Source organism: Streptomyces qaidamensis, from assembly GCF_001611795.1.
GTDB classification, from domain to species: Bacteria; Actinomycetota; Actinomycetes; order Streptomycetales; family Streptomycetaceae; genus Streptomyces; species Streptomyces qaidamensis.
Genome location: NZ_CP015098.1, coordinates 6,499,863 through 6,512,435, shown reverse-complemented (window position 1 = coordinate 6,512,435; position 12,573 = coordinate 6,499,863). Strand labels below are relative to the sequence as shown.

Below are 12,573 nucleotides of genomic sequence, written 5' to 3'. Positions count from 1 at the left end.
CCAACTCACCTGCGACAAGGAGCAGTTCGGTGGATAGGGTCTTGGCGTGGCCTCTTCACCGCTCGCCCTCACCGTGGCCGGTCTGCTGCTGCGGCCGGCCTTCGGGTCCCGTCATGATCCCGGCCGGGTCTTCGACCGCATCGTGGTGGAGGCCGGTGAGGCGCCGGGAGACCGGGAGTTCGTCGACGGCTTCCGGGCCCTGCTGGGCTGGTGGGCGAAGGCGGAGCACCTCACCCCGGTCGGCTGGCAGGCCGCGCAGGGGCACGTCCGGCGGCATCTCGCCAACCGGGCGCGGGTGCGGCGGCTGATCGCCGAGCACCCGGAGATCGAGCGGGAACCCGTCGAGAAGCCGGTGTTCGTCGTGGGGCTGCCCCGCACCGCGACCACCGTCACGCACTCGGTGCTGTCGATCTCCGAGGAGCACCGCAGCCCCCTGCTGTGGGAACTGCTGGCGCCGGACCTGGAGTTGCCGCCCCGGGAGCGGCGCAGGGCGATCGCGGCCGGGCGGCGGATGGTCCGGGGCACGGACCTGTTCGCGCCGCGCTTCCGCGACATCCACGCGATGGCCGCCGAGGGCCCGGAGGAGTGCACGTTCGCGCTGCCGCACGCCCTGATGCCGTTCTCCCAGGCGCGCATCCCCGAGTACCGGGCCTGGCACTGCGCGCGGGACTTCACCGCCGACTACCGGTACCTCAAGCAGGTCTACCAGGTGCTCCAGCACGGCCGTCCGCGGCGGCGCTGGATGCTCAAGTCCCCCATGCACCTGGAGAACCTGGACGCGCTGCTGACGGTGTTCCCCGACGCGACGATCGTGTGGTGCCACCGCGATCCGGTGACCGTCGTGGCGTCCTTCTGCTCCCTGATCGAGCACGGCATGGCCGTCAGCACCCGCCCCGTCGACCTGGCCGGCATCGGAGCCACCTGGCTGGAGCTGCTGAGCCGGGCCATGACGCGCGGCCTCGCGGCCCGGGCGGCCATCCCGCCGGAGCAGTTGGTGGACGCCCCGTACGCCTGGCTCGGTTCCGACCCGGCGTCCGGCGCGCCGAAGCTCTACGCCGCCGTCGGCGCCCCGTGGACCGAGACCGACGCGGCCCGCCTCCCCGCGGCCGTCGACCGCCCCAAGGGCACCCGCAAGCACACCTACGACCTGTCCCGCTACGGCCTGACCCGCGACGAGGTCGAGTCGGCCTTCGCGGACTACAACGTGCTGCGGGCCGGGGTCGACCGCGCCTGACGGCACGGCCGGCCCCGGCCCCCGCGACGGATCAGCTGCTGCTGACCGTCAGGTTGTTGGTGGTGAAGTTCAGCCCGCCGGACGACGAGGTGACCTCGTAGCCGAACTGCACGTCACCGATCGTCTCGTTGCCCATCCACTTCTTCGTGTCCTTGATCCACTTCAGGATCGGCAGGATGTTCACGGTGCCGGAGCTGGAGTTGGAGGTGCGGATGAACGAGAACACCTCGTTGGCGCCGTTGGTGCCCTTGAAGACGTTCCAGGAGTGGCCGCCGAGGCTGACGCTGCCCTGCGAGGAGCCGATCGGGCCGACGGGCCCGGTCTTGTTGACCCAGAGCATGATCTCGTAGTCGTGGTCGGTGTCCCAGATGTCGTACGACGTGTTGTACGCGCCGGACGACGGGACGCTGACGTTGTAGCTGCTGGAGAGCGAGCGCAGCGAGGTGATCGACTTGTTGATCGCCTTCGTCTGGTTCGGGTAGGACTTGATGCCGCCGGTGTTGGGGTGGTTGGCCCAGACGCCCCAGTTGGTACCGGAGTTGGCCCAGATGCACTGGCTGCCGGCGCCACTGCCCCAGATGTTGTTGTAGAGCGTGTAGCCGTTCAGGTTGGTCTGGCCCCACTGGTCGCAGGAGTTCCAGACGGCGGCGGAGGCGGGGGCCGAGGCGAGGCCGACGGTGGCGCCGAGGGCCAGGGCGGGGGCCAGCAGGGCCTTGGTGACCCTGCTCAGCGTGCGTGATGCCATGGTGTCCCTTCCATGGGGGGGGGGGATGGGGGGAACTACCACGTCCTCAGGGTGAGGAGGTGGTCTTCTCCGGCGACCAGGTGGAGGGATTCTGCGCCGGAGGAAGTCCGAAGTTCGACGCGGTGGGTGCGGCCGGGCCTGATGACGGCGGTGGCACCGTCCCGCGTCCAGGTGAGGTCGAGCTCGGCCCCGAACCGGGTGCGCACCCCGCGCAGGGCGCCCTCGGGGTACACCGACGGCAGCGCGGGCAGCAGGACCAGCCGGTCGGGGGTCGACTGGACGAGCATCTCGATGAGCACGGCGGGCAGGGTGTGCGCGGCGTCGGCGTTGTAGACGTCGCGCTTCGGGTAATGGGCGCTCATCAGGGAGGCGTGGAAGAAGTCGCCGTCCAGGACCTGGCCGAGGGCGTGGGCGACGCGGTCCGTGTCCCGGAGCCGGGCCGCGACGAGGGCGTGGTGGAGGTGGCCGTGCGCGGAGTCGTTCTCGGCGCCGCGCAGTTCGAGGGCCCGGTGTGCGGCGGCGGCCAGTTCGGGGGTGTCGTAGGGGGTGATCTCGTCGAGCGGCCAGACGCCGTAGAGGTGGCTGAGGTGGCGGTGGTCATAGGAGTCGGCGAGGCCGGGCCAGGCCCATTCGGCCAGGGCTCCGTCCTCGTTGATCCGGTACGGGGGGAGCCGGTCGGCGAGGGCGTTCCAGCGGTCGGCGTCGGGGCCCGGGTGGTGGGCGGCGGCCGTGCGCAGGGCGTGGCGGGCCGCGGAGAGGTCCATGGCGGCGTTGATCGTGCCCCAGCTCCCGCCCGCCGGCCGGTTCTCGGGCGAGTAGGACGGGACGACCACGAGGTGGCCGTTCTCGTCCGTCCTGGTGAGGAAGTCCTCGTAGAACAGTGCGACTTCGGCGAGGGCGGCGGCGGTGCGGGGGTCGCGGGTGCCGTGCGTCTCGTCGTGGTCGACGAGCGGCTTGAGCAGCCAGTCGGCGCCCGCGGTCCACAGGTGCAGCGGGTACTCGCGGTTGTAGTGGTAGGAGTGGCCGGACTCGCCGTCGGTGTGGGCGGGGGCGACGACGCCCCGGGTGCCGAAGATCGCGCGGGCGTTGTCGCGCCAGTCGGGGAGCTGGCGGTGTACCAGGTTCGCGAGGGCCTCGGTGACCTCGGGAAGGGCGGCGGCAGCGGCCGAGGCGGTCTGGAGGTTGAGGTTGGCGTCGTTGGTGAACGCACCCGACCAGGCGGTGTCCCAGTCGCCGGTCCACAGTCCGGTCAGACGGGGTGGGAAGAGGCCACTGGAGGACAGCAGGTGGTAGCGCCCGGCGGCGAAGAGACGCTCCAGCAGGGCCGCGCTGCGGGGCCTCGTCAGCAACTCGGATCCCGGCAGGGCCCGTTCGGCGGGGTCGGCGGCGAGGTCGAGGGTGACCCGCTCGTAGGCGGTGCGGTGCAGGGCGGTGTGGCGGTCGAGGAGCTCGTCGTAATCCGTGGGCAGGTCGCGCAGGGCCCGTCCCTCGGCGACCACGTCGAGCTCGCCGGTGTGCCGGTGCACCCGGGTGAGGAGCAGCACGGACCGGGCGCCCTCGATGCGCACGCCCGGAGGCACGAGGGCGGCCGTGCCGCCGGTGACGGTGACCTGGGTGACACCGGTGCAGGCCCGGTCGCCGTCCGGGTAGCGGACGCGCAGGCTGAGCAGGGCGCCCTCGGGGGTGAGGACGGCCCCGTGGCCGATGCCCAGCCGGACGGGGGCGCCGGGCAGCCGGGGGTCCAGGTCGATGTCGAGGGTGAGGCCGGGCCCGGTGACGTGCTGGACGATCACGTCGTCGGCGCGGGAGACGAAGACGCGGCCGGCCCACCCGGCACAGGTCGTGCTCACCACTCCGGTGGTGAAGTCGACGTCCCGCCGGTAGTCGTGGCCGCCGTCCCCGGGCCGTACCAGCCGGACCTGGAAGGCGGGGTGGAAAGGCTGCACCCACTGGTGGGGGCGCCCGTCGGTGAAGCCCTCGGCGGCGGTCGTGTCGCCCGCCAGGAGACGGTCCTGGAGCCCGGGCAGGTCAGCGGCGAGCTGCGGGGGGCGGGGATCCCGGCCGTTGGGCCGCACCAGCGTGTGGTGGGTGACGACGACCCGCTCGGCGTGCGGATCGCCGAAGACCAGGGCGCCGTGCCGGCCGTTGCCGCTGAGGAAGGCGTCCTCCCAGCGGGCGGCCGGGTGCGGCTCCCAGGTGCCGTGGACGGGGGCGGAGGCGGTCATGGCCGGAGCACCGCCGCCTCGTAGCGGCCGAGGGTGACCCGGTCGGTGACGTCGGTACCGGTCAGCAGGTCACGGTGGGTGCCGGGCACCTCGACGGTCACCGGCTCGCGGCCGTGGTTGAACACGAACAGCACCTCGCCCCGGCGTACGGCCTCGACCTGCTCGGGGAGCCCGTCGAGCACCGGCCGGACACCCGCTTTGGCGGCGATCGAGGCCAGCAGGCCCCGCAGCGCCCCGGGCTCGGGGAGCGTGGAGACGTACCAGGCCCGGCCCTTGCGCAGGACGGCGGGCAGTCCGTCGAGTTCGCCGCCCTTGTACGGGACGGTCTCCTCGGCGGTGCCGTCTCCCTCCAGTTCCTCGGACCACAGCGTTCCGCTGAAGCCCTCGCAGGCGACGGTCTCCCCCTCGTCCAGGGGCCACCACTCGTGCAGCGTGCGGATGCCGAACAGTTCGCGCAGCCGGGCGTCCATGCCGCCGGGGCGGACCCGGTCGTCCTCGTCGGCGACACCGGTCTGGAACCCGCAGACGAGGGTGCCGCCCTGCCGTACATAGGCGAGGAGGTTGTCGGTCGCGGTGTCGGTGAGGGCGTACAGCTGCGGCACGACGACCAGCGAGTACGGCGTCAGGTCGTGCTCGGGGTGGGCGAAGTCGGTGGTGAGGTGTGCCTGCCACAGGGCCCGGTGCCAGGCGCGCAGGACGTCCGGGTACTCCACCCGGCTGGACAGGCGGCCGTCCTGGGCGCCGGCCCACCAGGCGTGCCAGTCGTGCAGGACGGCGACGTTCGCGGTGAGGTGCCGGCCGCTCACCTCGGGCGCGATCCGCTCCAGGTCGGCGCCGAGCCGCTTGACCTCCTGGTACGTCCGGCCCTCCTCCCCCGCGTGGCTGACCATGCCGGAGTGGAACTTCTCCGCGCCCTGCCGGGACTGGCGCCACTGGAAGTAGCAGACGGCGTCGGCGCCCCGGGCCACGGCCTGGAGGGACCAGAGCCGGTTGAGGCCGCGCGGCTTGGGGTGGTTCACGCCCCGCCAGTTGACCGGCCCGGCCGCCTGCTCCATCAGCATCCAGGGCCCGCGCGCCTGGGAGCGGGTCATGTCCTGGACCAGGGCGCCGTTCTGCGCGCCGAGCGGGTCGCGCGGGTCCGGGTAGAGGTCGACGGAGACGACGTCCTCCTCCTCGGCCCAGCGCCAGGCGTCCTGTCCGAACCACAGCGGCATGAAGTTGCTGGTGACCGGCAGGTGCGGGGTGTGCCGCCGGACGATGTCCCGTTCGGCGGTGTAACACTCCAGGAGCATGTCGGAGGTGAAGCGGCGGAAGTCCAGGACCTGGCCGGGGTTGCGCAGGTAGTGCGGCAGGCGGGGCGGCAGGATGCCGTCCCAGGTGTCGTAGCCCTGGCTCCAGAAGGCGGTGCCCCAGGCCTCGTTGAGGGCGTCGAGCGTGCCGTACTTCTCGCGCAGCCAGCGGCGGAAGGCGGCGGCCGCCTCGTCGCCGTAGTCGTAGGTGCAGTACTCGTTGTTGATGTGCCACATCGTCAGGGCCGGGTGGCCGCCGTAGCGGGCGGCCAGGTCCTCGGTGATGGCGGCGGCGTAGCGCCGGTAGGTGGCGCTGGAGTGCGAGAAGTGCTGCCGGCCGCCCCACCACTCGGTGCGGCCGTCCTCGGTGACGGGAAGGGTGTCGGGGTGCAGCCGGCCCATCCAGGGCGGGGGCGAGGAGGTGGGGGTGGCGAGGACGACGCCGATGCCGCTGTCGTGCATCAGGTCCATCAGCGTGTCCAGCCAGCCGAACTCCCGCGCTCCCGGCTCCGGTTCGAGCGCCGACCAGGAGAAGACGCCGAGGGTGACCGAGTTGACGCCGGCGGCCTTCATCAGCCGGACGTCCTCGTGCCAGGTCTCCTCGGGCCACTGCTCGGGGTTGTAGTCGCCGCCGTAGAGGAGACGGCCCCGGGTCGCATCGCTGAGGGCGGGCACCGTCGGCTCCGGCATCAGACGGGCTCCCCGTACTGCACGCCGCGGCCGTTTGTGGCGATGTAGACCCGGCCGTAGACGCGCGGGTCGCCGGTGACGGCGGCGCCGATCCAGCCCCACTGGTGCTGGTCGTCGTTGATCCGCGTCCAGGTCTTCGCCTCGTCGTCCGAGCGGTACACGGCGGTGATGGTCTCCGTGGAGCCGACCATGTAGATCGCCGGGTAGGAGGCGCCCTCGGCCGCCTTGCCGAAGCCGAGGGTGTACGAGGCCCAGCAGCTGGCGACCTTGGTGAAGGTCGCGCCGCCGTCGGTCGACCGGTACAGCCCGTTCCACTTCAGGCTCAGCCACAGGTGACCGGAGCGCCCGGGCGTGACGGCGAGCTGGAATTCGGTGTCCCCCGAGTTCAGGCCGGTGGCCCGCGCGGTGAAGGTCCGGCCGCCGTCGGTGCTGGCGTGGAGCGTGCCGGTGGTGGTGTCGAAGGCGTAGAAGCGGGTCGGGTCGACGGGGTCCGCGACCGGCGCGGCACCCTTCGGGTAGGAGGTGACCTCGGTCCAGGTGGCGCCGTTGTCCGCCGAGCGGTGGGCCGGGTACTTGGTGCCGTCCCAGTGCGCGAAGGACCACAGCAGCACGCTGCCGTCGGCGTTGGTGACGATCGGCCCGGGCGCGTCCTTGGCGATGGCGGGCTGCGCCTTGAAGGGCGCCCAGGTCTTACCGCCGTCGTTCGAGAAGGCGCCGTTGCCGTTGTCGCCCCAGCCTGACCGGACCACGTACGACGGCTTGGCCGCGGCCAGGGACAGGCCCGTCGCCGAGCCGAACACCGGGTTCGACGCCATGCCGCGCGACGGCGATGCCGTGAGCCGCTCGTGGTACATCACGCCGACGTCCCCGGAGCCGCTGATCAGATGCGCCTCGCCGCTCGGAGGCGAGACCAGCTGGCGGACGGACGCCTCCTCCAGGCCGCGGATCTGCGGAGCCCAGTGCTTGAGGTCGCGGGTGCCGTAGAGGGTGGCGCCGGTGCCGTAGACGACGTGCCGGGAGTCGTACGGGTCGAGGCCGACGGCCTGGATCCACCAGCCGAACTTGGGCTTGTCGGCGCCGAACGTGAGGAAGGGCGTCTCGGAGACGTCGAGGACGGCCTTGTCCTTCAGGGACTTCCAGGTGCGGCCGCCGTCGGTGGTGCGGTACAGGGTGTCGATCAGCGACCAGCGGTTGTTGGTGGACACGACGACGGTGCCGGGGCGGCGGGCGTCGACGGCACAGCCGCCGTAGCCGAAGGAGTCGGTCCCGCCGTCGCCCGTCGGCCCGCCGGGCTTCACGGGTGTGACCTCGGTCCACTTCCCGGTGGTCGTACGCAGCTTGTGCACGCTGCCGTCGGACTGGCCGTTGGGGCCCGGCGCGTTGGCGTACGTCACGTACAGCTCGCAGGTGTGCCGGTCGTACGCGGCCCGGACCGGGACCTTGGCGGCGGTGCCCTTGGGCTGCCCGGGGACGGCCTTCCAGGTGGTGCCGTCGGCGGTTGTGTAGAGGTTCGCGGAGGTGCCGTCGGAGTCGCCCCAGCCGGCGTAGACGGTACGGCCCGCGGCGACGAGGAGTGTGATGCCCTGCCCGGTGGCGCTCGGGGCGGCCGGGAAGCTCACGGCCTGCCAAGTGGCTCCCCGGTCGGTGGACTTGAGCAGCCCGTCGTGGCGGGTGCCGAGCCACAGCGTGTCGCTGTCCCGGGGGTCGACCAGCAGTCGCTCACCGCAGCCGCGCCCGTCCTCGTTGGCTCCGAGCTTCACGGTGAGGTCGGTGCGCTTCCAGGTCGCGCCGCGGTCCTCGGACCGCAGCACGGCACCGTTGCCGGCCCAGGACTGCGCGTACGTACCCAGAGAGAGGTACAGCCGGTTCGGATGGGCCGGGTCGACGGCCATGGCCTCCACCCCGAGCAGGTTCCAGTCGTCCCAGCCGATGTGGTCGGTCAGCGGGACCCACCGGTCGGTCCGGTCGTCCCAGCGGTAGGCACCGCCGATGTCGGTGCGGGCGTAGGCGAGGCCGCGGACGGAAGGGTGGAACAGCACCCCGGTGACGAATCCCGTGCCGCCCTGGACGGCGTTGCGCCAGCGGTAGGCGGTCTCCGCGGAGGCGGCGGCCTGCGCACGCCCCTGGGTCATCGGAAGGGCGGTGACGGCGGCGGCGGCAGCGGTCCCGGCGAGCACGGCTCGTCTGCTGAGGTGGAACGTGCGCATGACATACCTCGGTTCTTGCACAAAGGGGAAGTGGATGCCCCTTCTCGGGGGCGCGGGGAACTGCGCGAACAACCACGACGAAGCCGCGCTCGACACACAGACCGACAGCTACGGCGAGCACTCATCCAAGGGGCATTACCCCTTGACGGCCCCCGTGAGCATGCCCTTCTTGAAGTGCTTCTGGACGAACGGGGAGAGGACGGCCACCGGCAGCAGGGCCAGCACCATCACCGCCATCTGGATCGCGAGCGGCGAGAGCTGGCCGGTGTTGATCTGTGCCTGGAGGCCCACCGGACGCTGCTGCATCTGCACCAGCTGGATCATCACGTTCTGCAACGGCATCATCTCCTGGTCGGTCAGGTAGATCGACGCGTTGAACCAGGCGCTCCAGTAGCCGACGGCGTAGAAGAGGCCGATCACGGCGAGGACCGCGCGGGAGAGCGGCAGAACGATCTTCCACAGGATCCGCCAGTCGCCGGCCCCGTCGATGCGGGCGCTGTCGATCAGCTCCTGGGAGATGTTCATGAAGAACGCGCGCAGCACCAGGATGTTGAAGACGCTCACGGCGCTCGGCAGGATCAGCGCCAGATAGGTGTCCGTCAGGCCGAGGGCCTGCACCAGCAGATAGGTGGGGATGAGGCCGGCCCCGAAGAACATCGTCGCCAGCAGCGTCATCAGGATTCCGCGGTGTCCGAGCGAGCCGCTGCGCGACAGGCCGTACGCACACAGGACCGACACCGTCATGCTGAACAGCGTGCCGACCACGGTCACACCGATGCTGACCAGGGTGGCCTTCTGGACCTGTCCGCCGCTGAGGAGTTCCTGGTAGGCGATGAAGGTGATGCCCTGGGGGATCACCACCAGGCCGCCGGCCTCGTCGATGGTCTTCTTGGACTGGAGGCTGGTGACGATGACGATCCACAGCGGGAAGAGGATGGCCAGGCAGGCAAGGGTCAGGGCGATTCCCTTGCCGGCCAGTCCGGCCTTGTTGGGCGGCTCCTCCCAGACGGGGCGGGGCGGGGCCGCCCACCGGCTCGGTTTCCTGACGCCATGCGCGTCGTCGGGCGGAGTGTCGAGGACGGCGGTCACTTCTTGTACACCCCCTGCTCACCCATGAGATGGGCCACCTTGTTGGCGATCAGTACGAGCGCCAGCCCGACCACGCCCTTGATGAGCCCGGCGGCGGCGGCATAGCTGAAGTCCTGGTTGCGGATGCCGTTCCACCACACGTAGGTGTCGAGGACCTCCGAGGCGTTGACACCCACGGCTTGTCGTTGGAGGAGCAGTTGCTCGAATCCGACGGTGAGGGCGTCGCCGACGCGCAGCACGAGCAGGAGGGCGATCACCGGCCTCAGGGCGGGCAGCGTGATGTGCCACATGCGCCGCCAGCGTCCGGCCCCGTCCATGGCGGCGGCCTCGTACAGGTCGCCGGAGACCGAGGAGAGCGCGGCGAGGAAGACGATGATGCCCCAGCCCGCGTCCTTCCAGACGGTCTGGGCCGTGACCAGGTACTTGAAGACCTCCGGGTCGGTCATCACGTCGAAGCCCTCGTAGCCGTGCTGGCGCAGGGTCTGGGCGATGATCCCGGCGCCGCCGAAGATCTGCATGAAGACGGTGACGACGAGGACCCAGGAGAAGAAGTGCGGCAGGTACATGACCGCTTGGGCCACCGCCCGCACCCGGGGCCTGACCACACTGTTGATGAGCAGCGCGAGCAGGATGGGGATCGGGAAGTAGAGCACCAGCTGCAGGAAGAACAGGACCAGGGTGTTCTGCACCGCGTGCCAGAAGGCCGAGTCGGCGAAGATCCGCTCGAACTGCTCGATGCCGATCCAGGGGCTGTTGAAGATGGCGACGAAGCCGTTGTCACCGGCGTACGGGTCGTAGTCCTGGAAGGCCACCACATTGCCGAGGATCGGTATGTAGTTGAAGACCAGGATCAGCAGGACCGCCGGCAGTGTCATGAGGATCAGCGTGCGGTCACGCCTGAATCTGAGCTTCAGGCTCAGCTTGCCCGGGTTCTTCTTCCCGCCGCGGGCCCGGCGTCCGGCGGCGCCGCCGGACGCCGCCGGAGTCCTCGCGGGGGTCTTCGCCTCGGTCGTCGTCCGAGGCACCGTGCTGTTGGACACGGCCTTCTCCTTGCCTGAGCCCCGGATCAGTTCGCCGAGCCGTTGTCGTCGAGCAGCTTCTTGTACCAGTCGCGCAGGTCGTCGCCGCCCTTCTTCTTCCAGTCGGCCACGGCCTGCTGCACGTCGCTGATCTTCTTCCGGCCGCGCACCACGTCGTCCTCGAGCTGCTCGAAGTCGTCGGCGAGGTTGGCCCAGCGGGTGGGCTCGGTGACGGTCAGCCCGTAGAAGGTGGACTTCTTGGTGAAGGCCCCCATGCGCTGCTGCCACTCGACGATGCCCCGGGTGATGTCCGGGAAGTCGGGGTAGGCGACGTACGGTGCGGGGTTGCCCGTGAGGTCGTAGGTGCTGCTGACCTCGTTGATGCCCTGCTGCGTCTTGGTCGGCAGGCCGTTCTTCACCGTGTAGTCGGTGCCCTCGACGCCGTAGGCGGTGAGCATGAACTCCTTGGTGCCGTAGGGAGCGGCGCAGAAGTTGCAGAGCGCGAGGAAGTCCTTGATCTGCTGCTTGCTCGCCTTCTTGCTGATGAAGGTGAACATGCCGCCCGGCTGGCCGGCCCAGAGCGTGGGATCGCCCCCGTCGGGCCCGAAGATGTCGAACACGCCCATCTCGAAGTCGGGGTTCTGGGTCCGCTGTTCGGCGGTCTTGCCCCACCAGTCGGAGATGTTGTTGTTGTAGACCAGAACCTGTCCGGCGGTGAAGCGGTTGGCCGCGCTGCCGCCGGCCTTGCCCGAGACCGCGTCCGGGTGGACCACCTTCGCCGCGTAGAGCTTGCGCGTCCACTCCAGGGCTTCCAGGTACTGCTCGGTCTCGATGCGGTTGACGAGCTTGCCGTCCTCCATGTTCCACCACAGCGCCTTGTCGCCGCCCGGCTGGACACCGAAGATCTGCAGGGCCGACCACTTCATGTCGTCGCAGGCCCACACCTTCGACTTGGCCCGGGTCGCCTCCTTCGCCCAGGACAGGAACTCCTCGGGGCTCTTCGGGACGGCGTAGCCCTCCTTGTCGAAGAGGTCCTTGCGGTACATGGCCGCCATGCCGGTGACGTAGGAGCTCGGCATCGGGATCGCGCGGAGCTGGCCGCCGAAGATCCCTCGCTGCCACGCGTCGGTGGGCACCGCCGCGAGGTTCGGGTAGTCCTTGACCTTGTCGCCGGACAGGTACGGGCCGAGGTCGGCGAACTTGGCGTTGATCGCGCTGGGTATCCGGCCCGTCAGGTTCCAGTCGGGCACCACCACGGCGTCGGGGATGTCGCTGGAGGCGAGGATCGCGCCGAGCTTCTGGTCGTAGGTGACGCCGTCCTGGTTCTGCCAGGTGATGTCCACGCCGATGGCCTTGTTCATGGCCGTGTAGTACGGGTTGTCGCCCTTGGGCGGGGCGCCCCAGTAGGGGGCCATGATGGTCAGCTTGCCGCCGCTGCCCAGCTTCTGCGCCACCGAGGTCTTCAGCTCGGCGGCCGGGATCGCCTTGGTGAAGCCGACCGGCGAGCCGTTCTTCGAGGGGATGTCCGGGGTCACGACCTGCGACGCGACGAAGGCCGGGAGGATCTTCGCGGCCTTCTTGCCCGACGTGGCCCCGTCCTTCTGTCCCTCCTGCCCGCCACCACAGGCGGCGAGCAGCGGCATCCCGCCCGCCACGGCCGCGGTGGCGACCGCCGTGGAGGCGAGGAAGCTTCTCCGGCTGGGTCCGGAGGAGGCGGAGGCGGCGTTCGTCATTGCGTCAACCCTTCATGGCGCACCAGGACACCCGGCGGAGGGCCGTCGGCTGCGGTGTCTCGAGTGGAACTGGCTGAGCCGAAGCGATACTCCGACGCGTGACGCGGAATGTGCACCACCGGGTGGCGGACTTCACAGTCGAAGCGCTTCGATGTTGCTGCGAGGTTAAGTGAACACCCAGGGGCGCACAAGGGGCGATTCCAAGATTCCTCCGAGGTGTGCACGATCGAAACCAGCCGCGCTCGCCGCTTGGAATGCCACCGAAAGCCCGGAGTTGTTGCACCGGTGTGTCTTGACACCCACCCCCACATCCAATGAGCATCGAAGCGCTTCGAAAGGGTC

At 70.4% G+C, this 12,573-nt stretch carries 8 protein-coding genes; 1 reads left to right on the top strand and 7 read right to left on the bottom strand.

Features of this window, described 5'->3' with window-relative positions:
• Positions 1-46 precede the first annotated feature (46 nt).
• Complete coding sequence (locus tag A4E84_RS29060; protein ID WP_062929363.1) at positions 47-1,234, top strand: sulfotransferase family protein; 1,188 nt, start codon at positions 47-49, stop codon at positions 1,232-1,234.
• A gap of 31 nt (positions 1,235-1,265) precedes the next feature.
• Here the strand turns inward: A4E84_RS29060 and A4E84_RS29055 are convergent, their stop codons facing one another.
• The 7 genes from A4E84_RS29055 to A4E84_RS29025 all read right to left on the bottom strand — a co-directional run bounded on the left by A4E84_RS29055 (position 1,266) and on the right by A4E84_RS29025 (position 12,231).
• Positions 1,266-1,979, bottom strand: coding sequence for a glycoside hydrolase family 12 protein (locus tag A4E84_RS29055; protein WP_062929362.1), 714 nt, complete (start codon positions 1,977-1,979; stop codon positions 1,266-1,268).
• Positions 1,980-2,014: 35 nt separating this feature from the next.
• Complete coding sequence (locus tag A4E84_RS29050) at positions 2,015-4,204, bottom strand: glycosyl hydrolase family 95 catalytic domain-containing protein (RefSeq protein WP_062929361.1); 2,190 nt, start codon at positions 4,202-4,204, stop codon at positions 2,015-2,017.
• Complete coding sequence (locus tag A4E84_RS29045) at positions 4,201-6,183, bottom strand: beta-galactosidase (RefSeq protein WP_062929360.1); 1,983 nt, start codon at positions 6,181-6,183, stop codon at positions 4,201-4,203. Before A4E84_RS29045 ends, A4E84_RS29050 begins: the two co-directional genes overlap by 4 nt.
• A complete protein-coding gene (locus A4E84_RS29040) occupies positions 6,183-8,390 on the bottom strand; it encodes a WD40/YVTN/BNR-like repeat-containing protein (protein WP_062929359.1) in 2,208 nt (735 codons plus the stop codon). Before A4E84_RS29040 ends, A4E84_RS29045 begins: the two co-directional genes overlap by 1 nt.
• 135 nt (positions 8,391-8,525) lie before the next feature.
• The gene (locus tag A4E84_RS29035; protein ID WP_062929358.1) at positions 8,526-9,479 is read right to left on the bottom strand and encodes a carbohydrate ABC transporter permease; all 954 of its coding nucleotides are present in this window, start codon (positions 9,477-9,479) and stop codon (positions 8,526-8,528) included.
• Complete coding sequence (locus tag A4E84_RS29030) at positions 9,476-10,519, bottom strand: ABC transporter permease (protein ID WP_062929357.1); 1,044 nt, start codon at positions 10,517-10,519, stop codon at positions 9,476-9,478. The genes A4E84_RS29035 and A4E84_RS29030 overlap by 4 nt, the downstream gene beginning before the upstream one ends.
• 26 nt (positions 10,520-10,545) lie before the next feature.
• Complete coding sequence (locus tag A4E84_RS29025) at positions 10,546-12,231, bottom strand: type 2 periplasmic-binding domain-containing protein (RefSeq protein WP_062929356.1); 1,686 nt, start codon at positions 12,229-12,231, stop codon at positions 10,546-10,548.
• Between the last annotated feature and the right edge of the window lie 342 nt (positions 12,232-12,573).